The following is a 21,777-nucleotide window of genomic DNA, read 5'->3' as shown; positions in this document are numbered from 1 at the left end:
TGGCCCGGGAGTCTTTCGTGCGGCGCAGGTGTGTGCCAAACTCAGCGCCTTTCGGGCTTGTCTATCAGGATTTATGGTCCCCTTGTCACCCAGTTTGCTACCCAGCCTCGCCGCCGCCCTTTTATATGCCGCTGCGACTCTCTATCAGGGCACTCGTCTGGCCCAAGGCGCTAAAGCGGACAAACGTCTGCTGGCAGGCCTGGGCGTCGTCGCCCTGCTGGCCCACGCCGCGAGCCTGTTCACCCACCTGATGACGCCGGTCGGCCTGGGCCTGGACTTTTTCAGCGCCGCCAGCCTGATCGCCGCTGCCGTCATCGCACTGACGCTGCTGGCCTGCTACCGCATCCCGGTCGAAAACCTGTTGGTGCTGCTATTCCCGCTGGGAATGCTCACCGTGCTGCTGGCGCAATTCGCGCCCACCGGCACCGTGCAGGTCATCGACGAAGAACCAGGCATTCTTGCGCACATCCTGTTGTCGATCCTGGCCTACGGCATGTTCACCATCGCGGTGTTCCAGGCCTTGCTCGTGCTGCTGCAGGATCACCAGCTTAAAAACAAGCACCCGTCCGGGCTGATCAAGAACTTCCCGCCGCTGCAAACCATGGAAAGCCTGCTGTTTGGCTTCCTCTGGGCCGGCTGGACGCTGCTGTCGCTGTCACTGATCTCCGGCTGGCTGTTCGTCGAGAACCTGTTCGCCCAGCACCTGGTGCACAAAACCCTGCTGGCGTGCCTGGCCTGGGTGGTGTTCAGCGTGCTGTTGTGGGGGCGTAACCGTCTCGGCTGGCGCGGGCACAAGGCGATCCGCTGGACCCTGGCCGGTTTCTGCCTGCTGATGCTGGCCTACTTCGGCAGCAAGCTGGTTCGCGAATACATCCTGCATATCTGACGGGCAGTAATAATGGACAACTTGCCCCTTGGGCCGATGCTCGCGGTAATCGCTCTGCTGATCTTATGGGCGGCGCTGTTTACCGCCATCGAAGCCGCACAACAACACCTGCTGGCCATACGCCCTGGCACACGCCAAGGGGACAAGGCCGCCGCCCGCCTGAACTTCCCACGTAACAGCCTGATCCTGTGCAACAGCCTGTGCCGCGCGGCCGTGGTGATCCTGTGCACGTTGCTGGCAATTTATGCCTGGGCGCAAAACGGCCCGTGGCTCGGCTGGCTGATCTCCTGCGCCATCCTGCTGATACTTGCCGACTACCTGCCCCGCGCCCTGGCCGTTCGTCACCCCCAAGCCGTGCTGGGTTTCGGTAACACGCTGCTGGGCGTTCCGCTGAAAATCCTTTATCCAATGGCCTGGCTGCTCAATGGCATCAGCCTGTTGCTGTTGCGCCCCTTCGCGCGCAAATCCGGCGTGGTGAAAAAGAGCGACGAACCGTTGCCCGAGCATGATGACGAACCGGAGCCCGAGGCCAACGACAATCGCACGCCCGGCCTGCCCGGCATCCACGCCCTGGACAACATCACGGTCAACGACATCCTGGTGCCGCGCAGTGAAGTGGATGGCATCAACCTGGATGACTCGGTCGACGAGATCATCGAGCAATTGCGCACGTCCCAGCGCACGCGCCTGCCGGTGTTTCACAGTGACATCAACCAGGTGCAAGCGGTGCTCAACACTCGTCAGATCCAGCACCTGCTGCCCGACGCCAGCCTGACCAAAGAAGCCTTGCTCGCCGCCTGCCACGAACCCTACTTCGTGCCGGAAAGCACGCCGCTGCAATTGCAGTTGCTGAACTTCCATAAACAGCAACGGCGCCTGGGCATGGTGGTGGACGAATACGGCGAAGTGCTGGGCATCGTTACCCTGGAAGATATCCTCGAAGAAATCGTCGGCGAATTTGAAAGCGACCAGGCTATGGATAACCCGCACATCGAAGCCCAACCTGATGGCCGCTACATCATCGACGGCGCCGCCTCGATCCGCGAACTGAACAAAAGCCTGGGCTGGCACTTGCCCAGCGACGGCCCCAAGACCCTCAACGGCCTGGTCACCGAGGCGCTGGAGACTATTCCGGACTGCGCGGTGTGCCTGAAAATCGGCCGCTATCGCCTGGAAATCCTCGAAACCGAGGACAACCGCGTGAGCAAGGTGCTGATCTGGCATACCAGCCGCGTGCCGGTGGCTGCATAACTTCCCCTGACACCACTCGGTCCAATGTGGGAGCTGGCTTGCCTGCGATGGCATCACCTCGGTTCAACTGAATGACCGAGGCGCCTGTATCGCAGGCAAGCCAGCTCCCACACAAGCCAGTCCCCACACAAGCCAGCCCACACCCAAGCCGGCTCCCACATTTAGATTATTTGCCTGCCAACGCCCCCTTGTTGGATCCGCAACCCCCTTCCTATAATCGGCTCGGCTTACCCAAGCCCCGCCCGACCGCGTGCTACCCGCACTCAGCGCGTCCAGGCACCGCCTTACCGTGTCTGACCGGTGTTTGCTCCCATCCCGAGCCGCCCCGCTTACCACCCTGATCCAGGGGTGTTCGACCAATAAAAATCCGCGTAAAAACGCGCAATGACCGTCAGGGATACCTCAATGAGCACCACCTATAACGAGGCCGCCACCGCCGCCCCGCTCAACTCGACCGCACGGGTCGCCACGGCGAGCATCGTCGGCACCGCCATCGAGTTCTACGACTTCTATATCTACGCCACCGCTGCCGCACTGGTGATTGGCCCGGTGTTCTTCCCGCAGACTTCCGGCACCGCGCAGATGCTGGCGTCGTTCCTGACCTTCGGTATCGCCTTTATCGCCCGCCCGCTGGGTTCGGCGCTGTTCGGCCACTTTGGCGACCGCATCGGGCGCAAATCCACGCTGGTGGCCTCGCTGCTGTTGATGGGCGTGTGCACCACGCTGATCGGTTTGCTGCCGGGTTATGACAGCATCGGGGCCTGGGCGCCGATCCTGCTGTGTGTGCTGCGCTTCGGCCAGGGCTTGGGCCTGGGCGGCGAATGGGGCGGCGCGGCGTTGCTGGCCACCGAGAATGCGCCCAAAGGCAAGCGCGCCTGGTTCGGCATGTTCCCGCAACTGGGCCCGTCAATTGGCTTTTTGGCGGCCAACGGCCTGTTCCTGATCCTGGCCATGAGCCTCAGCGACGAACAGTTCCGCAGCTGGGGCTGGCGCATCCCGTTTATCCTCAGCGCAGCGCTGGTGATGGTCGGTCTCTATGCGCGGCTCAAGCTGCATGAAACCCCGGTATTCGCCAATGCCGTGGCCAAAGAGGCGCCGGTGAAAGTGCCGCTGATAGAGCTGTTCAGCCAGCATTGGCTGCCGGTACTGCTGGGCGCCGCCTCGATGGTGGTGTGCTATGCGCTGTTTTACATCACCACCGCGTTTTCCCTGAGCTACGGGGTTTCGACCCTGGGCTACAGCCGTGAGATGTTCCTCGGTTTGCTGTGCTTTGCGGTGCTGTTCATGGGGCTGGCCACGCCGCTGGCGGCCTTGGCCAGCGATCGCTACGGGCGCAAGCCGGTGCTGATCGTCGGCGCGGTGCTGGCGATCTTGTCGGGTTTCACCATGGAGCCGCTGCTGACCCACGGTTCAACCTGGGCGGTGGCGTTGTTTCTGGCGCTGGAACTGTTCCTGATGGGCATCACGTTTGCCCCGATGGGCGCAATGCTGCCGGAGCTGTTTCCGACCCGCGTGCGTTATACCGGCGCTTCGGCGGCGTATAACCTCGGTGGGATTGTCGGCGCGTCGGCCGCACCGTTTTTCGCAACCAAGCTGGTGGCGATGGGTGGGCTGAGTTATGTCGGCGGGTATGTGTCGGCGGCGGCGTTGCTCAGCTTGATCGCTGTGCTGTGCCTGAAAGAGACGCGGGATAATGATTTGAACAAGGTCGCCTGATAGACCGCTTTCGCGAGCAAGCCCGCTCCCACATGGAAATGCATTCCAAATGTGGGAGCTGGCTTGCCTGCGATAGGCGCGACGCGGTTACAGCTCTACAACAACAGCCTTGGAAGCACGGGTCGCTTTAGCTCGGGCAGCCTCAATCGACTCATCCCGCGCCAACGCCACGCCCATGCGGCGCTGGCCATTCACTTCTGGCTTGCCAAACAAACGCAGCGCCGTGTCCGGCTCGCTCAAGGCGGCACCGAGGTTGGCGAATGCCGTCTGAGTCGACTGCCCTTCCACCAGAATCACCGCCGAAGCCGAAGGCCCGAACTGGCGAATCAACGGAATCGGCAGGCCCAGGATGGCGCGCGCGTGCAGCGCAAACTGCGACAGGTCCTGGGAAATCAGGGTCACCAAACCGGTGTCATGGGGGCGCGGCGACACTTCGCTGAACCACACCTGATCGCCCTTGATGAACAACTCCACGCCAAACAGGCCACGGCCACCCAACGCCTCGGTCACGGCTTTGGCAACACGCTCGGATTCAGCCAGGGCAATCGGGCTCATGGCTTGCGGCTGCCAGGATTCCTGATAGTCGCCCTTCTCCTGACGGTGACCCACCGGCGCACAGAAGGTGGTGCCACCGATGTGACGCACGGTCAGCAGGGTGATTTCGTAGTCGAAGTCGATAAAACCTTCGATGATCACGCGGCCTTTGCCGGCACGCCCGCCTTCCTGGGCGTAATCCCAGGCTTTTTGCACATCGTCGGTGCTGCGCAGCAGGCTCTGGCCCTTGCCCGACGAACTCATCACCGGCTTGACCACACACGGGAAGCCCAGGTCTTGCACGGCCTTGCTGTAGTCTTCGAAGGTGTCGGCGAAGTGGTACGGCGAGGTTGGCAGGTCCAGCTCTTCGGCGGCCAGGCGACGGATGCCTTCGCGGTTCATGGTCAGCGAGGTGGCGCGCGCGGTCGGGATCACGGTGAAGCCTTCGGCTTCCAGTTCCACCAGCGTTGCAGTGGCGATGGCTTCGATTTCCGGCACGATGAAGTGCGGCTTTTCGGCCTCGATCACCGCGCGCAGGGCGGCGCCGTCGAGCATGTTGATCACGTGGCTACGGTGCGCCACCTGCATGGCCGGTGCGTTGGCGTAGCGATCCACGGCAATCACTTCAACGCCCAGGCGTTGCAGTTCGATCACCACTTCCTTGCCCAGCTCACCGCAGCCACACAGCAAAACGCGGGTCGCGGTTGGCGACAATGGAGTTCCGATTCGGGTCATCTCAGGTCCTCAGGGGAGCGGATCATGGGGAGAAAGGCCGGCATTTTACATGAACTGTAAAAATTGGCCTCAGTTGGCGACAGCCCGTTTGCGCATACGCCAGGCCATGATCAGCCACACCACCGTGACCCCGGCAAATTTCGACACCAGCGCGGTGCCGGCCACTGCGGGTGTGAGCGCGCCGATCAGGCCGAAGAAGATAAAGGTATCAAGGGGAATGCTCAGCGCCGAACTTATCCACAGGCGGTCGTGCAGCGGGCGCTTGGTGATGCTGAACACCAGCCAGTCGATGCACTCGGACACCGCAAACGCCGTGGCGCTGGCCAGGGCGATGGACGGGTCGGAGGTGATGTACGACAGCACCAGCGCCGCCAGCATGGCGATGATCGCGCCATGGCCGAAACGGGTTTGCACCATGTCGCGCAGGATAAACACCAGGCCGCCCCAGGCGGACCAGATCACATCCAGGTGCGGGGCGGTGGAGAAAGCGAAGTTGATCAGCACGACGCTGCTGATGTAGGCGATCAGGAAGAGCATGGGGCGAGGACCTGTGGGCAAGGGGCACAGGGTACTTCACATTTTGAAATATGTCGTCTGGGCGGGCCTCATCGCAGGCAAGCCAGCTCCCACATTCGACCGCGTTTAACCTGTTGGAACGCGGTCAAAATGTGGGAGCTGGCTTGCCTGCGATAGCGGTCTATCAGCCGCCAGGTTTCCCGGAAACCATAAACACCAACCCACTCGCCATCGCCCGCTCATGGCACAACCCCAGCACCACCCGGCGCTCGGCATTGTCCATGCGGCTCCAGCGCGTAATCTCATCCACCGTACGCTGGCAGCCGGTACAAATATCGTCATCGTCCAGCGCACAAATGCTCACGCACGGCGAGGCGACGGGGCGTTCAACCGGGTTCATTCTTCCTGCTCAACCAGGTCACGCGCATAGCGCTGCGCGTTATGCACATAGTGCGCGGCGCTGGCTTCGAGCATGCGCTTCTGCGCCTCGGTCAGCTCACGTACCACCTTGCCCGGCGAGCCCATCACCAGCGAGCCATCGGGGATTTCCTTGCCTTCGCCAATCAGCGAATTGGCGCCGATGATGCAATGTTTGCCGATCTTGGCGCCATTGAGGATCACCGCGTTGATGCCGATCAGGCTGTAGTCGTCGACGGTGCAGCCGTGCAGCATGGCGTTATGGCCGATGGTCACGCCGGTGCCCAGGGTCAGCGGGTAGCCCATGTCGGTGTGCATCACGCTGCCATCCTGCACATTGCTGTTTTTGCCGATCAGGATCAGTTCGTTATCGCCACGCAATACCGCGTTGAACCAGACGTTGGCGCCCTCTTCCAGCTTGACCTTGCCGACCAGCGTGGCATTCGGCGCCACCCAGCTGTGCGGGTGCGTCTCGACGCGGGCGTCGCCCAGGCGGTATTTCATGGTGTGTCCTCACGGCTGGCCATTCAAGCGATGGCTTAGATATTGATAAAGCTTTTAGGCGGCTGGTGCAGGCTGATCTGGGCATCGTCATAGAGCAGGTTGATCAGCTCGACAATCATGATCGCCGTCAGCCCCCAGATCTTGTATTCACCAAACCGATAACTGGGCACATACCAACTGCGGCCCTGGTAGTCGATGCGGTGGGTGTGTTCGCGCGGGTCCTGGCGGAAAAATTCCAGCGGCACGCTGAACACGGCGGCGATCTCGGCATCGTTGGCCAGGTATTCGACGTAATCGGGGATCACACCGACGTAGGGCGTAACCCGAATACCGTGCAGGGAAATTAACGGGCTTAACGGGCCGATCACTTCCACCAGACCGGGCGGCAGGCCGATTTCTTCTTCGGCTTCGCGCAGTGCGGTAAAAATCAGGTCCGGGTCTTCGGGGTCACGCCGCCCGCCGGGAAACGCCACTTCGCCACCGTGGGTCGACAGGCCGCTGGCGCGCAGGGTCAGGATCAGTTCGGGTTCGTCGCTGCGGGTAATCGGCACCAACACCGCGGCCTCGGGGAAACGCCCATCGGTTTCCAACGTGTGGGGGGTGTGATTGCTTACCCGGCGAAGTAGCTCGTCCAGCATGAGTCATCTCGATCTGTTGGCTACCATGCATCATGCACCAAAGCAGGCGGGCGCCCAACCCCAAAACCACTGGCGTGTCGCTAAACGACAACTTGCAGGGCCCTGCCCACCGAGCCAAGATAGACGCACTTTCCAGGAACCCCAGCATGAATTTCTGCAGCCAGTGCGGTAAACCGGTTACCCAACGCATTCCCGAAGGCGACGGCCGCCTGCGCTACGTGTGTGATCACTGTTCGACCATTCACTACCAGAACCCCAATATCGTCGCCGGCACCGTGCCGGTGTGGGGCGACAAAGTGCTGCTGTGCCGCCGCGCCATCGAGCCGCGCCTGGGTTACTGGACCCTGCCCGCAGGCTTCATGGAAAACGGCGAAACCGTGGAGCAGGCCGCCGCCCGCGAAACCCTGGAAGAAGCCTGCGCCCGCGTGCGCAACCTGAGCCTCTATACCCTGATCGATGTGCCGCACATCAACCAGGTGCATATCTTCTACCGCGCCGAGCTGGTTGACCTGGACTTCGCCGCAGGCCCTGAAAGCCTTGAAGTCAAGCTGTTCGATGAAGCCGACATCCCTTGGTCCGAGCTGGCTTTCCGCACGGTCGGGCGTACCTTAGAATGCTTCTTCGCTGACCGCAGGCAACAGCTGTTCCCGGTGCGCAGCGAGTCGGTGCCGCCGATGACGCGGCCAGCCAAATAACTCCAGGCAGCACCTTCTACAAGGGAAACCGTTTTAATGCGTTGGTTGCTCGCTCTGATCTGCCTGTCGTTCGCCAGCCTGTCTTGGGCCTCCACGGTGGAAACCCTCGGCGGCAAACCGGTCGAGAAAATCCTGGTGCTCAAGTCCGCCCATCAGTTGCAACTGATCAATGACGGCAAACCGCTCAAGACCTACCGCATCTCGCTCGGCAAAAACCCCAAGGGCACCAAACTGATGGAAGGCGACCGCCGCACGCCAGAGGGCTTCTACTGGATCGACTGGCGCAAGACCAGCGACCGCTTCAACCTGGCCATGCACATCTCCTACCCCAACATCAGCGACTCGGCCCGCGCGCGCCGCGAAGGCGTGAAACCGGGCAGCATGATCATGATCCACGGTACCCCCGACACCGAGGAATACCCGGAACAGTGGTTCCACACCCTGGACTGGACCGACGGTTGCATCGGCATGCGCAACGTGGACATGCGCGAAGTCTGGAACCTGGTCAAAGACGGCACCCTGATCGAGATTCGGCCGTAATCGCCTACCGCTCGTAAAATAAGTCAAAAATAATTCAAAAAAAATCCTGCCCAGGACAGCGCCTGCCGGTGAATACCAGTTCACTGCGCGGGCTGCGCAATTCTGCGCGCACTCAAGACCTCTCTAATACCACTTGATACCAGGCACCCTTAATGTGCGCTGAAACAGGCTGCTGCACTGTTTTCGCTGCATTGACATGGTATTTAAGTGGTATTAATTTTCGGCCAATACCGGGCGACAACACTCCAATAACGCATCGGAAACCTGACAGATGAATCCCATACTGGCGCTGCGCCCCGACGACAAACAGTCCACGCCGCTGTACCTGCAATTGGCCCGCAAACTGGAAGCGGCGATCCATGCTGGCGAGTGGAAATCCGAACAGGCCTTGCCGTCGGAACGGGTCCTTAGTGAGCAACTGAATATTTCCCGCGTCACCGCGCGCAAAGCCCTGGAAGTGCTGTTTGCCCAGGGCTTGATTCGCCGCAGCCAGGGTTCCGGGACCTTTATCACCCCGCGTCTGGAACAGCCGCTGTCGCGCCTGTCGGGGTTCAGCGAGATGTTGCGGCTCAAGGGCTTTGTGCCCACGTCCCAGTGGCTGGAGCGCGACATCACCCCGCCGACCCACGAAGAACTGATCCGCCTGGGCCTGTCGCCGACCGACAAAGTGGCGCGGCTCAAACGCCTGCGTAAGGCCGATGACACCGTAATGGCAATTGAAATGACCGCCATGCCCGCCGCCGTGCTGCCAAACCCGCAAGCCATCGGCAATTCGCTGTACGAATACCTGGAAAGCATCGGCAAACCGGTGGTGCGCGCACTGCAACATATCCAGGCGATCAATGCCTCCGATGAGTTCGCCAAACTGGTCGGCATCGCCCCCGGCACCGCCATGCTGCTGATGACCCGGGTCGGCTACACCGCCGACAACACGCCGATTGAAATCACCGACACCTACTGCCGCAACGACTACTACGACTTCGTCGCAGAGCTGCGCCGCAATGACTACTCCGCTGAACTGCGAGTTTAGAGAACTGCCCATGTCCGAAGACAACATCCTCACGCCCGGCGGCTGGATTCGCGGCCGCCTGGTGCACGAACACGGCAAGGTAGTCGCCATCGACGGCACGCCGTGCGACCCGAACAACAATGACCTGCCCTACTTGCTGCCAGGCTTTATCGACCTGCACGTTCACGGTGGCGGCGGCAAAGACATCATGGAAGGCACCGACGCTTTCGAAACCATCACCCGCACCCACGTGCGCTTTGGTACGACCTCGCTGCTGGCCACCACCATGACCGCACCGGTGGATGAAATCTCCCGCGTGCTCGGCGAACTCGGCACGTTCTGCGAGCAGCGTCCTACAGGCAGCGCTCGGGTTCTCGGCGTGCACCTGGAAGGCCCGTACATCAATCCGGGAAAACTCGGCGCGCAACCCAACTTCGCCCACACCGCGTTGATGGCCGAAGTGGAAGCCTACCTGCGCCTGGCGCCGATCCGGGTGATCACCATCGCCCCGGAAATCGCCGGCCACGATGCCTTGATCCGCGGCCTCAGCGAACGTGGCGTACGCATGCAAATCGGCCACACCCTGGGCAGCTACGAAGAAGGCGTCGCTGCCCTCGCCGCCGGCGCCACCAGCTTCACGCATTTGTATAACGCCATGAGCCCGCTGCATCACCGCGAGCCGGGCATCGTCGGCGCCGCGTTGGCCCACGCCAAGTACGCAGAATTGATCCCGGATTTGCTGCACGTGCATCCCGGCGCCATGCGCGTGGCGCTGCGCTCGATCCCGTGCCTGTACTGCGTCACCGATTCCACCGCCGCCGCCGGCATGCCCGACGGCGAATACAAGCTGGGCAGCCACACCGTGACCAAATGCCTGGGCGGCGTGCGCCTGGCCGACGGCACCCTGGCCGGCAGCACCCTGACCATGGACCAGGCGCTGCGCAACCTGGTGAAAATCGGCCTGCCCATCAGCGAAGCCTCACAACGCCTGTCGCAATTTCCTGCGGACTATTTAGGCCTGGAAGAACGCGGGCGCCTGCAACCCGGCAGCTTTGCCGACTGCGTGCGTTTGGACCGCTCCCTGACACTCACCGACGTAATGGTCGAAGGAGAAACCATTGACTTCAAAAATGCTTGAAGAGGCCCTGGCCTCCTGTCACGCCGTTGAGGCACAACTGCAGCGCCTCAACCCGATGCTGGAGGAAGTGGCCGGGCGCCTGCGCCGTCAGCCGCCGCAAGTGGCGATGACCATCGCCCGTGGCAGTTCGGACCATGCCGCCAGCTACTTTGCCTATCTGGCCATGCAGCATGTGGGCATTCCAGTGGCATCGTTGCCAATGTCGGTGGTGACCCTGCTGCAAGCGCCGTTGAAGGTCAGCGGCCAGGTGGCGTTCGGTTTCTCCCAGTCGGGGCAAAGCCCGGACCTGGTCAACAGCCTGCGCCTGCTGCGCAAACGCGGGGTTTTGAGCATTTCGATGGTCAACGCCGAAGACTCACCGCTGGAAGCCGCGTGTGAATTCCATGTGCCGCTGTGCGCCGGGCCGGAGCAGAGTGTCGCCGCGACCAAAAGCTTTATCGCCACTTTAAGCGCCAGCGCGCAGTTGATCGGCCACTGGAACCAGGACTTGTTGCTGCTGCAAGCCTGCCAGGCCTTGCCCGACGGTTTGCGCGAAGCCGCCACCCAGGATTGGACGCCCGCCATCGAGGCGCTGCGCAGCAGCCAACGCCTGATTGTAATCGGCCGTGGCGCCGGTTTTGCCGTCGCCCAGGAAGCCGCGCTCAAGCTCAAGGAAACCTCGGCAATCCAGGCCGAGGCCTTCAGCAGCGCCGAGGTGCGCCACGGACCGATGGCCTTGATCGATGAAAACTACCCACTGCTGGTGTTCGCCCCACGCGGCGCCGAACAAGCCGGGCTGTTGAGCCTGGCCGCCGATATGCGTCAACGCGGCGCCCGCGTCTTGCTGGCCGCGCCGGACGATATCGTGGAACGCGACCTGACCCTGAGCCGCGCCGAACACCCAAGCCTGGACCCGATCCTGGCGATCCAAAGCTTCTACGTGATGGCCGCCGGCCTGGCGGAGGCTCGGGGCATGGACCCGGACCAGCCGCGCCACCTGAGCAAAGTTACCCGCACTCACTGAGTCGCGTTTTCCTGATGAGTACCGTGCCCATGTCCTACAACAATAATGAATTGACCCTAAGCGCCCCACTCAGTGGCCCGGTGCTGAGCCTGGGCAACGTTCCCGATGAAGTGTTCGCCAGCGGCGCCATGGGCGAGGGTATTGCCATCGACCCGTTGAATGACTGCCTGCACGCGCCCTGTGATGGCGTGATCATCCACGTCGCGCGCACCGGGCACGCGCTGACCATTCGCGCCGACAACGGCGCCGAAATGCTGATGCATGTGGGCATCGACACCGTGGAATTGAACGGCGAAGGCTTTGCCCTGCTGGTGAAGGAAGGCGCACGGGTGAGCCAGGGCCAGGCGCTGGTGCAGTTTGATCTGGACCGCATTGCGCGCCAGTGCAAAAGCCTGGTCAGCCTGATCATCCTGACCAATGGCGAGGGTTTTGAGCTACGGCCGGTGGCAGGAAAAGTCGTCAAGGTGGGTGAGCCGTTGCTGCACATTGTGGCTCGCTCGGCAGCGCCGTTGCAGGCGGCTGTGGATAACTCGGTCACCGAAGTGCGCGCCAGCGTGCGCATTACCCACCGTGGCGGCTTGCATGCCCGCCCCGCCGCGCTGGTGCGCAAGGCCGCGCAAGGGTTCAATTGCCATGCAGAGCTGCACTTCGCCGGCAAGTCGGCGCCGTGCGACAGCCTGATTGGCTTGATGGGGTTGGGCATTGGTGAAGGTGATGAAGTGCGCATCACCTGTCGCGGCACCGATTGCGAGGCGGCGCTGCAGGCATTGGTGGCCGCACTCTCGGTTGCTGTAAGTGAAGAACACCACGCGCCGATAGCCGTGGCTCCGCGTCGGGCGAACACCGAAGCCGGTGTATTGCAAGGCGTGTGCGCCGCGCCCGGTCTGGTCTGTGGCCCGCTGTTTCGCCTCACCGGTATCGAACTGCCGCAAGACACCGGCAAGCATGTCGCCGACGAACAACTGCAGCGCCTGGACACCGCGCTGGAGCAAGTGCGCGGCGAAATCCGCAGCACCCTGGCGCAGGCACGCCAACGCAAGAACGTCGAAGAAGAAGAGATCTTCGCCGCCCACCTTGCGCTGTTGGAAGACCCCACCCTGCTGGACGCCGCCACCGGTGCCATCGAGCAAGGCAGCGCCGCCACCCACGCCTGGCGCGACGCGATCCAGGCGCAATGCGCGGTGTTGCTGGCCTTGGGCAAACCGCTGTTTGCCGAGCGCGCCAACGACCTGCGCGACCTGCAACAACGAGTGCTGCGCGCGCTGTTGGGCGAAACCTGGCACTTCGAGTTGCCGGCCGGTTCGATTGTCAGCGCCCATGAACTGACCCCCTCCGACCTGCTGCAACTGAGCGCACAAAACGCTGTGGGTATTTGCATGGCCGAAGGCGGCGCAACGTCCCACGTCGCGATTTTGGCCCGAGGCAAAGGCTTGCCCTGTGTGGTCGCGCTGGGCGCCGAAGTGCTCGACGTGCCCCAAGGCCAACGCGTGGTGCTGGATGCTGCCAACGGTCGCCTGGAACTGGCACCCAGCGACGCGCGCCACGCCGAAGTGCACCAGATTCGCGATGCACAGAAACTGCGCCGTCAGCAACAACAGGCCCAAGCCCGGCAAGCGGCGCAAACCCGCGATGGCCTGAGCATTGAAGTGGCGGCCAATGTCGCCTCCAGTGCCGAGGCCCAAGTGGCGTTTGAAAACGGCGCCGATGGTGTGGGACTGCTGCGCACCGAATTCCTGTTTGTCGACCGCCGCACCGCGCCGGATGAGCAAGAGCAACGCCAGGCCTACCAGGCTGTGCTGGATGCCATGGGCGACAAGTCGGTGATCATCCGCACCATCGACGTGGGCGGCGACAAACAGCTCGACTACCTGCCGTTGCCGGTTGAGGCCAACCCGGTGCTGGGCCTGCGCGGCATTCGCCTGGCGCAGGTGCGCCCGGACGTGCTCGACCAACAACTGCGTGCGCTGCTGCAAGTCTCTCCATTGGCGCGCTGCCGCATCCTGCTGCCGATGGTCAGCGAGGTGGATGAATTGCTGCAGATCCGCCAGCGTCTGGATGAACTGTGCGCGGAGCTGGAACTGACCCAGCGCCCGGAACTGGGCGTGATGATCGAAGTGCCCGCCGCCGCGCTGATGGCTGAGCAACTCGCCAAACACGCGGACTTTTTATCCATCGGCACCAACGACCTGTCCCAGTACACCCTGGCCATGGACCGCGACCACGCGGGGCTGGCCGCACGGGTGGATGCCTTGCACCCGGCGCTGCTGCGCTTGATCGCGCAAACCTGCGCCGGCGCCGCCAAACATGGGCGTTGGGTGGGTGTATGCGGCGCCCTGGCGTCCGACCCGCTGGCCACGCCGGTGCTGGTTGGCCTGGGTGTCAGCGAGCTGTCGGTAAGCCCGCCGCAAATCGGAGAAATCAAGGACCGCGTCCGCCACCTGGACGCGGCGCAATGCCGGCAATTGAGCCAAGGCCTGCTCGACCTGAGCAGCGCCAAAGCCGTTCGCCAAGCCTGTCAACACCACTGGCCGCTGAGCTGAAAACAACAAGAATAGGGAGACACGCCATGTACCAACATTTCATCGAAGGCCTGCAACGCCTCGGCCGCGCGCTGATGCTGCCGATCGCGATTCTGCCGATCGCCGGGCTCTTGCTGCGCCTGGGCGACACCGACCTTTTGAACATCGCGGTGATGCACGATGCCGGGCAAGCAATTTTCGCCAACCTCGCGCTGATCTTCGCCATCGGTATTGCCGTGGGTTTTGCCCGCGACAATAACGGCACGGCGGGTTTGGCCGGGGCGATTGGTTACCTGGTGATGATCTCCACGCTCAAGGTGATGGACACCACCATCAACATGGGCATGCTCGCCGGTATCGCCAGCGGCTTGATGGCCGGTGGGCTGTATAACCGCTTCAAGGACATTAAGCTGCCGGAGTACCTGGCCTTCTTTGGTGGGCGACGGTTTGTGCCGATTGTCACCGGGTTTTCGGCGGTGGCGCTGGGCGTGATCTTCGGCCTGATCTGGCCGCCGATCCAGCACGGCATCAATAGTTTTGGCGTGTTGCTGATGGAAAGCGGCAGCTTTGGCGCGTTCGTGTTTGGCGTGTTCAACCGCCTGCTGATCGTCACCGGCCTGCACCATATCCTCAACAACATGGCGTGGTTTGTGTTCGGCAGCTTTACCGACCCGACCACCGGCGCCATCGTCACCGGCGACCTGACCCGTTATTTTGCCGGCGACCCGAAAGGCGGCCAGTTCATGACCGGTATGTTCCCGGTCATGCTGTTCGGCCTGCCCGCCGCGTGCCTGGCGATGTACCGCAATGCATTGCCGGAACGCCGCAAGGTCATGGGCGGGATTTTCCTGTCGATGGCGCTGACCTCCTTCCTCACGGGCGTGACCGAGCCGATTGAATTTGCGTTCATGTTTCTCGCGCCATTTTTGTACCTGATCCACGCGGTGCTCACCGGCCTGTCGATGGCCGTGACCAACATGTTGAATATCCACCTGGGCTTTACCTTCTCCGGTGGTTTTATCGACATGGTGCTCGGTTGGGGCAAGTCCACCAATGGCTGGCTGGTGTTCCCGGTGGGGTTGGCTTACGCGGTGATTTACTACAGCGTGTTTAATTACTGCATTCGCCGGTTCAACCTGAAGACACCGGGCCGTGAAGACATCCAGGTGGTGCAGGCTGAGGTGATGACGGATAACCAGCGGGCCACGGCCTATATCCAGGCACTGGGCGGTGCAGAAAATCTGCTGAGTGTCGGCGCGTGCACTACACGTCTGCGCCTGGACATGGTTGATCGCAATAAGGCGGTGGATGCTGAGCTGAAAGCACTGGGCGCCATGGCCGTGGTTCGGCCGGGTAACGGCGGGAGTTTGCAGGTGGTGGTGGGGCCGATGGCCGACAGCATTGCCGATGAGATCCGCTTGGCGATGCCATCGTTTGTTGCCAGTGCGCCGGTGGCGGTTGCACCTGTGGATAAGCCGGTTGCGGTGAATGTGCAGGAAGCCGAGAAGTGGCTGAGTGCCTTGGGTGGCCGCGCGAATGTGCGCCAGCTGGAAGCGGTGGCCATGACCCGGTTGCGGGTGGAACTGGGGGATGATTCGGTGCTGTCTGAAGCGGACCTGACTGCACTGGGTTGCCAGGGTGTGAGCCAGCTGGACAGCGGGGTTTGGCACTTGTTGATTGGTGACAAGGCCACTGGATTGGGCGAGGCGCTGGAGCGACTGGTTACCCGCCCAATCAACGCCTGACCACCCCTGTGGCGAGGGAGCTTGCTCCCGCTGGGCTGCGCAGCAGCCCCTGGCCCAGAATACTCATTCTTTCAGAAAGAACCCTGTGCCAGGTTTTGGGGGCGCTTCGCACCCCAGCGGGAGCAAGCTCCCTCGCCACAGAGTGGGTGTCTTCAGTTGCTGATGGGGATTTCTTGTAGATCCAACACTCGATCCACCATCAATTGGATACCTTCCAGCATCCGATGAATCCGCCTGACCACCACTGTGGCGAGGGAGCTTGCTCCCGCTGGGTTGCGCAGCAGCCCCTTGCCCAGCCTACACACTCTTTCAGAAAGAACCCTGTGGCAGGTTTTGGGGGCGCTTCGCAGCCCAGCGGGAGCAAGCTCCCTCGCCACAGAGTGGGTGTCTTCAGTTGCTGATGGGGATTTCTTGTAGATCCAACACTCGATCCACCATCAACTGGATACCTTCCAGCATCCGATGAATCCGCCTGATCACCACTGTGGCGAGGGAGCTTGCTCCCGTTGGGTTGCGCAGCAGCCCCTTGCCCAGAATACTCATTCTTTCAGAAAGAACCCTGTGGCAGGTTTTGGGGGCGCTTCGCACCCCAGCGGGAGCAAGCTCCCTCGCCACAGAGTGAGTGTCTTCAATTGCTGATGGGGATTTCTTGTAGATCCAACACTCGATCCACCATCAATTGGATACCTTCCAGCATCCGATGAATCCGCCTGATCACCACTGTGGCGAGGGAGCTTGCTCCTGCTGGGCTGCGCAGCAGCCCCTTGCCCAGAATACTCATTCTTTCAGAAAGAACCCTGTGGCAGGTTTTGGGGGCGCTTCGCACCCCAGCGGGAGCAAGCTCCCTCGCCACAGAGTGGGTGTCTTCAGTTGCTGATGGGGATTTCTTGTAGATCCAACACTCGATCCACCATCAACTGGATACCTTCCAGCATCCTATGAATTCCCAGCACCGCATCACGCTGTGGGCCGTCGATGTCAAAAGCCAGATTGCCTGCCAGTGCTTGAAGTGATGCCAGGTCTTGGGAGGCATTGGCGAGCAGGGTTTCGCTGTTCAGGTTGGGGAGTACGGAGAAGATTTGGTCGGTGGGCGGAGAATCAGATGGGGGGTTTGGACTGTCTTTGATCATGGTGTGTTTCCTAGTGAGAGTTTAGGAACTACCAGCATCACTTGCAGATGATGGGTGGCAGCTGTGCGCGGGCCTGCAAGACCGAGTCCCACCAGCACCTCGGTAGACCCGAAGGTCTCCCGCACACAGCAGCCATAAATGACGACCATGAAAAAGCGCCGCAATTATAAAGGCGCTTAGGAGTAACTGGTGAGGTTTCGGCGGGCTTGCAGTCCCGATCGCTGAATTGGCAGCGACTGGCAAAGGTTAATAAGGCGAGTTCCTAGGGACAACCTGAAAAGCCTGTGGGAAAGATCTGAGACGCCTGTCCCGCCGCCATCGCAGGCAAGCCAGCGCCCACAGTTTGAACGTATTCACAGATCAAACTGTGGGAGCTGGCTTGCCTGCGATGGGCCCTACAACCAACAAAAAACCCGCTGACCAAACTGGCCCAGCGGGTTTCTTGTTTAAGCAGCCAACGAATCAAAAATCCGCCAACTGCCACACCTCATACGCCGGTGTCTCATAGGGATGGCTGAGTTTCAAAGCAGCCACAACAGCCACGATCAACTCATCGGCCACCACCAGCTCAACCTTCCATTCTTCAACCACTTCAACCTGGCCCACCTGCCCGATAAACGGCTGGCTGCCGTCCAACGCGCGGAATTGGCCCTGGCCCAGCACTTGCCAGGCACAGCTGTCGTAGTTGCCGATGCGCCCGCCACCGGCTGCGAAGACGGCGGTTTTCACCGTCTCCACATGGCTGGCGGGCACAAAGAAGGCGAGCTTGTACACCGTCTTAGTTCACCCACACCCGGGCGTTGCGGAACATGCGCATCCAGGCGCCGTCTTCGTTCCACTCTTCCGGGCGCCACGAGTTTTGTACGGCGCGGAATACACGCTCCGGGTGCGGCATCATGATGGTCACGCGGCCGTCGCGGCTGGTAAGGCCGGTGATCCCGCGCGGCGAGCCGTTCGGGTTGGCCGGGTAACTCTCGGTGACCTTGCCGTGGTTGTCGACGAAACGCATGGCCACGCAACCGGACAGGTCGGCTTCCAGCAAGGCTTCTTCGCTGGAGAATTCCGCATGGCCTTCACCGTGGGCGATGGCGATTGGCATGCGCGAACCGGCCATGCCCTGCAGGAAGATCGAGTTGGATTCCTGCACCTGCACCATGGCAACACGGGCTTCGAACTGCTCGGAACGGTTGCGCACAAAGTGCGGCCAGAACTCGCTGCCCGGGATCAGTTCGCTGAGGTTGGACATCATCTGGCAACCGTTGCACACACCCAGGGTGAAGCTGTCGTTGCGCTCGAAGAAGCCCTGGAACGCATCACGGGCACGGCTGTTGAACAAGGCCGATTTGGCCCAGCCTTCACCGGCACCCAGCACGTCGCCGTAGGAGAAACCGCCGCAGGCGACGAGGCCTTTGAACTCGTTGAGGTCAACGCGACCGGCGAGGATATCGCTCATGTGCACGTCGATCGCATTAAAGCCGGCGCGGTCGAACGCGGCCGCCATTTCCACCTGGCCATTGACGCCCTGCTCACGCAGTACGGCAACTTGTGGGCGAATGCCTTTCTTGATGTAAGGCGCGGCGATGTCCTGGTTGACGTCGAAGCTGAGCTTGGTGCTCAGGCCCGGGTTGTCTTCTTCCAGGATCACGTCGAATTCCTGCTCGGCGCAGTCGGCGTTATCACGCAGGCGTTGGATCTGGTAGCTGGTCTCGGCCCACTGGCGTTGCAGCAAGCGGCGCTGGCCGGCAAACACGGTGTCGCCGTTGAACGAGATGTTGATCTCGCCGTTGTTGATCGGCTGGCCGATCACCGACACGCAGTCGTCCAGGCCAGCGGCGCTGAATTGAGCGAGTACGTCTGGCGTCGCGTCCTGGCGAACCTGGATCACGGCGCCCAACTCTTCGTTGAACAGGATGCCGTTGATTTCGGCGGCATCCTCGGCAACGCTGTCGAGCACGATGTTCAGGCCGCAGTGACCGGCAAACGCCATTTCGACAACGCTGGTCAGCAAACCGCCGTCGGAACGGTCGTGGTAAGCCAGCAGGTGGCCGTCGGCGTTCAGGCCCTGGATCACGGCGAAGAAGGCTTTGAGGTCTTCGGCGTCATCCACGTCCGGCGCGTGCTTGCCGAGTTTGCCGTGGGTTTGCGCGAGGATCGAGGCGCCCATGCGGTTCTGGCCACGGCCCAGGTCGATCAGGATCAGATCGGTGGTGCCCTTGTCCATGCGCAGTTGCGGGGTCAGGGTCTGGCGGATATCGGTGACCGGGGCAAAACCGGTAACGATCAGCGACAGCGGCGAGGTGACGCTCTTGTCGGTGCCGTCTTCGTTCCAACGGGTGGCCATGGACATGGAGTCCTTGCCCACCGGAATGGTGATACCCAGCTCCGGGCACAGCTCCATGCCGACAGCCTTGACGGTGTCGTACAGGCGCGCATCTTCACCGGGGTGACCGGCAGCGGACATCCAGTTGGCCGACAGTTTGATGTCAGACAGCTTGCCGATGCGCGATGCGGCGATGTTGGTGAGGGTTTCACCAATGGCCATACGGCCCGACGCCGGGGCGTCCAGCAGGGCCAGCGGCGTACGCTCGCCCATGGCCATGGCTTCACCGGTGTACACATCGAAGCTGGTGGCGGTGACGGCAACGTCGGCCACCGGCACTTGCCATGGGCCAACCATTTGGTCACGGGCCACCAGGCCGGTGATGGTGCGGTCGCCGATGGTGATCAGGAAGCTTTTGCTCGCCACGGCCGGGTGGTGCAGCACGCGTTCGATGCTGTCGGCCAGTTCCAGCGTGCTTGGGTCGAAGTCATCGCCCAGCTCGGTTTCACGCACGGCCGAACGGTGCATGCGCGGGGCTTTGCCCAGCAGCACTTCCAGTGGCATGTCGACCGGGCTGTTGCCGAAGTGGCTGTCGGTGACCGTCAGCTGGGGTTCGGCAGTGGCTTCGCCGACCACGGCAAACGGGCAACGCTCACGTTCGCAGATGGCCTGGAAGCGCGCGAAGTCTTCAGGGCCAACGGCCAGTACGTAGCGTTCCTGGGATTCGTTACTCCAGATTTCGTGCGGGGCCATGCCCGGCTCGTCGTTTGGAATGTTGCGCAGTTCAAAACGGCCACCACGGTCGCCATCGTTGACCAGCTCGGGGAAGGCATTGGACAAACCGCCGGCACCGACGTCGTGGATGAAGCTGATCGGGTTCTTGTCACCCAACTGCCAGCAACGGTCGATGACTTCCTGGCAGCGGCGTTCCATTTCCGGGTTTTCGCGCTGTACCGAAGCAAAATCCAGGTCTGCCGAGCTGGTGCCGGTGGCCATGGAGGACGCAGCACCGCCGCCCAGGCCGATCAACATCGCCGGGCCGCCGAGGACGATCAGCTTGGAGCCGACCAGAATCTCGCCTTTCTTGACGTGTTCTTCGCGGATGTTGCCCATGCCGCCGGCCAACATGATTGGCTTGTGGTAGCCGCGCACTTCATCGCCACGCGGGGTGGTGATGGATTGTTCAAACGTACGGAAGTAGCCGGTGAGTGCCGGGCGCCCGAATTCGTTGTTGAACGCGGCGCCGCCCAGCGGGCCTTCGATCATGATGTCGAGTGCGGTAACGATGCGCTCAGGCTTGCCGTATGGCACTTCCCACGGCTGTTCAAAACCCGGGATCTGCAGGTTGGACACAGTAAAACCGGTGAGGCCAGCCTTTGGCTTGGCGCCACGGCCGGTGGCGCCTTCGTCACGGATTTCGCCGCCCGAACCTGTGGCTGCGCCCGGGAACGGGGCAATCGCGGTCGGGTGGTTGTGGGTCTCAACCTTCATGAGGATGTGCACCGGCTCTTGCACCGCGCCGTACTGGCGGGTTTCAGGGTCCGGGAAGAAACGGCCGGCAACGGAGCCGACGATCACCGAGGCGTTGTCCTTATAAGCCGACAGAACGCCTTCGCTGTGCATCACGTAGGTGTTCTTGATCATGCCGAACAGGCTTTTTTCCTGGCTTTCGCCGTCGATGTCCCAACTGGCGTTGAAGATCTTGTGACGGCAATGCTCGGAGTTGGCCTGCGCAAACATCATCAGTTCGATGTCGTGCGGGTTGCGCTTCAAGCCATTGAAGGCGTCGACCAGGTAGTCGATCTCGTCTTCGGCCAGCGCCAGGCCCAATTCGGTGTTGGCCTTCTCGAGGGCGGCGCGGCCACCGCCGAGCACGTCAATCGCGGTGAGCGGCTTGGGCTCGGCGTGGCTGAACAGGCCGGCAGCCTGTTCGAGCTGGCTGACGATGATCTGAGTCATGCGGTCGTGCAGGCTGCTGGCGATCAGCTCGGCTTCAGCGTCGCTGAACTGGCCAGCCACGTAGAAGGCGATGCCACGCTCAAGGCGCTGGATGCTCGACAGGCCGCAGTTACGGGCGATGTCGCTGGCCTTGCTCGACCAGGGCGAGATGGTGCCGAACCGCGGCAGAACCAGGAACAAGCGGCCGGTGGGCTCTTGAACGGGAACGCTGGGGCCGTACTTCAGAAGGCGTGCGAGCACTTGCTGTTCGTCGGCGGTCAAGACGCCGGTAACGTCGGCGAAGTGAGCAAATTCAGCATACAAGCCTGTAACCGCTGGAACCTTTTGGCTCAGTTGCTCAAGGAGTTTGCTGTGGCGAAAGGCAGAAAGGGCAGGAGCGCCGCGCAGGATCAACATCTTCGGGACAGCCTCGGGAAGGGGGTGTGCTTTGAGGCCGTGCATTCTAGCGTAAACCTGCGCCAACGGCACCCGAAACGGCACGGCTGGCCGCTGCCGAACGTCAGTTGGCAGGGATTGCACGCT

At 62.0% G+C, this 21,777-nt stretch carries 19 protein-coding genes; 10 read left to right on the top strand and 9 right to left on the bottom strand.

The window, feature by feature from the left end:
• The first annotated feature begins 73 nt into the window (after positions 1 to 73).
• The 3 genes from QF043_RS04010 to QF043_RS04000 all read left to right on the top strand — a co-directional run bounded on the left by QF043_RS04010 (position 74) and on the right by QF043_RS04000 (position 3,853).
• Positions 74 to 886, top strand: a complete 813-nt coding sequence (locus tag QF043_RS04010; RefSeq protein ID WP_370694311.1) for an inner membrane protein YpjD — start codon at positions 74 to 76, stop codon at positions 884 to 886.
• A 12-nt stretch (positions 887 to 898) separates the two neighbouring features.
• Positions 899 to 2,137 carry a transporter associated domain-containing protein gene (locus QF043_RS04005; RefSeq protein ID WP_307417583.1) on the top strand — a complete coding sequence of 413 codons (1,239 nt, stop codon included), beginning with the start codon at positions 899 to 901 and terminating at the stop codon, positions 2,135 to 2,137.
• Positions 2,138 to 2,542: 405 nt separating this feature from the next.
• A complete protein-coding gene (locus QF043_RS04000; RefSeq protein ID WP_307417582.1) occupies positions 2,543 to 3,853 on the top strand; it encodes an MFS transporter in 1,311 nt (436 codons plus the stop codon).
• A gap of 87 nt (positions 3,854 to 3,940) precedes the next feature.
• Here QF043_RS04000 and purT read toward each other — a convergent pair whose 3' ends face one another.
• The 5 genes from purT to QF043_RS03975 all read right to left on the bottom strand — a co-directional run bounded on the left by purT (position 3,941) and on the right by QF043_RS03975 (position 7,197).
• Positions 3,941 to 5,122, bottom strand: a complete 1,182-nt coding sequence (gene purT / locus QF043_RS03995; protein ID WP_014719785.1) for a formate-dependent phosphoribosylglycinamide formyltransferase — start codon at positions 5,120 to 5,122, stop codon at positions 3,941 to 3,943.
• Between the two features lie 69 nt (positions 5,123 to 5,191).
• Positions 5,192 to 5,659: a VUT family protein gene (locus QF043_RS03990; RefSeq protein ID WP_056858699.1), complete on the bottom strand. Its 468-nt coding sequence runs from the start codon at positions 5,657 to 5,659 to the stop codon at positions 5,192 to 5,194.
• Between the two features lie 163 nt (positions 5,660 to 5,822).
• The gene (locus QF043_RS03985; RefSeq protein WP_307417581.1) at positions 5,823 to 6,038 is read right to left on the bottom strand and encodes a DUF1289 domain-containing protein; all 216 of its coding nucleotides are present in this window, start codon (positions 6,036 to 6,038) and stop codon (positions 5,823 to 5,825) included.
• A complete protein-coding gene (locus QF043_RS03980; protein ID WP_071485746.1) occupies positions 6,035 to 6,559 on the bottom strand; it encodes a gamma carbonic anhydrase family protein in 525 nt (174 codons plus the stop codon). The genes QF043_RS03985 and QF043_RS03980 overlap by 4 nt, the downstream gene beginning before the upstream one ends.
• Positions 6,560 to 6,594: 35 nt before the next feature.
• Positions 6,595 to 7,197 carry a CoA pyrophosphatase gene (locus tag QF043_RS03975; RefSeq protein WP_056858702.1) on the bottom strand — a complete coding sequence of 201 codons (603 nt, stop codon included), beginning with the start codon at positions 7,195 to 7,197 and terminating at the stop codon, positions 6,595 to 6,597.
• A 146-nt stretch (positions 7,198 to 7,343) separates the two neighbouring features.
• On the opposite strand from QF043_RS03975, the gene QF043_RS03970 reads away from it, so the two are divergent.
• The 7 genes from QF043_RS03970 to nagE all read left to right on the top strand — a co-directional run bounded on the left by QF043_RS03970 (position 7,344) and on the right by nagE (position 15,846).
• A complete protein-coding gene (locus QF043_RS03970; protein ID WP_307417579.1) occupies positions 7,344 to 7,892 on the top strand; it encodes an NUDIX hydrolase in 549 nt (182 codons plus the stop codon).
• Positions 7,893 to 7,928: 36 nt separating this feature from the next.
• Entirely contained in the window at positions 7,929 to 8,432 is a 504-nt protein-coding gene (locus tag QF043_RS03965) for a murein L,D-transpeptidase family protein (RefSeq protein WP_065930385.1), read from the top strand.
• 271 nt (positions 8,433 to 8,703) lie between these two features.
• Positions 8,704 to 9,462, top strand: coding sequence for a GntR family transcriptional regulator (locus tag QF043_RS03960; protein ID WP_307417578.1), 759 nt, complete (start codon positions 8,704 to 8,706; stop codon positions 9,460 to 9,462).
• A gap of 10 nt (positions 9,463 to 9,472) precedes the next feature.
• Positions 9,473 to 10,579, top strand: a complete 1,107-nt coding sequence (nagA, locus tag QF043_RS03955) for an N-acetylglucosamine-6-phosphate deacetylase (protein ID WP_307417577.1) — start codon at positions 9,473 to 9,475, stop codon at positions 10,577 to 10,579.
• Positions 10,572 to 11,582 (top strand): SIS domain-containing protein, encoded by a 1,011-nt coding sequence (locus QF043_RS03950; RefSeq protein ID WP_373460773.1) that lies wholly within the window; start codon positions 10,572 to 10,574, stop codon positions 11,580 to 11,582. The genes nagA and QF043_RS03950 overlap by 8 nt, the downstream gene beginning before the upstream one ends.
• Positions 11,583 to 11,611: 29 nt before the next feature.
• Positions 11,612 to 14,122 (top strand): phosphoenolpyruvate--protein phosphotransferase, encoded by a 2,511-nt coding sequence (gene ptsP, locus QF043_RS03945; RefSeq protein ID WP_307417575.1) that lies wholly within the window; start codon positions 11,612 to 11,614, stop codon positions 14,120 to 14,122.
• Between the two features lie 26 nt (positions 14,123 to 14,148).
• Positions 14,149 to 15,846: an N-acetylglucosamine-specific PTS transporter subunit IIBC gene (nagE, locus tag QF043_RS03940; protein ID WP_307417574.1), complete on the top strand. Its 1,698-nt coding sequence runs from the start codon at positions 14,149 to 14,151 to the stop codon at positions 15,844 to 15,846.
• A gap of 390 nt (positions 15,847 to 16,236) precedes the next feature.
• Here the strand turns inward: nagE and QF043_RS03935 are convergent, their stop codons facing one another.
• From QF043_RS03935 to purL, 4 genes are all read right to left on the bottom strand, one after another.
• Positions 16,237 to 16,389 (bottom strand): hypothetical protein, encoded by a 153-nt coding sequence (locus QF043_RS03935; protein ID WP_307417573.1) that lies wholly within the window; start codon positions 16,387 to 16,389, stop codon positions 16,237 to 16,239.
• A 323-nt stretch (positions 16,390 to 16,712) separates the two neighbouring features.
• Positions 16,713 to 16,976 (bottom strand): DUF6124 family protein, encoded by a 264-nt coding sequence (locus QF043_RS03930; protein ID WP_307417572.1) that lies wholly within the window; start codon positions 16,974 to 16,976, stop codon positions 16,713 to 16,715.
• A 462-nt stretch (positions 16,977 to 17,438) separates the two neighbouring features.
• Positions 17,439 to 17,750 carry an NGG1p interacting factor NIF3 gene (locus tag QF043_RS03925; protein WP_106578295.1) on the bottom strand — a complete coding sequence of 104 codons (312 nt, stop codon included), beginning with the start codon at positions 17,748 to 17,750 and terminating at the stop codon, positions 17,439 to 17,441.
• 4 nt (positions 17,751 to 17,754) lie between these two features.
• Positions 17,755 to 21,651: a phosphoribosylformylglycinamidine synthase gene (gene purL / locus QF043_RS03920; protein WP_307417571.1), complete on the bottom strand. Its 3,897-nt coding sequence runs from the start codon at positions 21,649 to 21,651 to the stop codon at positions 17,755 to 17,757.
• Positions 21,652 to 21,777 lie beyond the last annotated feature (126 nt).

This window comes from Pseudomonas sp. W3I7 (assembly GCF_030816095.1).
GTDB lineage: Bacteria > Pseudomonadota > Gammaproteobacteria > Pseudomonadales > Pseudomonadaceae > Aquipseudomonas > Aquipseudomonas salomonii.
This window is presented reverse-complemented; position numbering and strand designations above follow the sequence as displayed.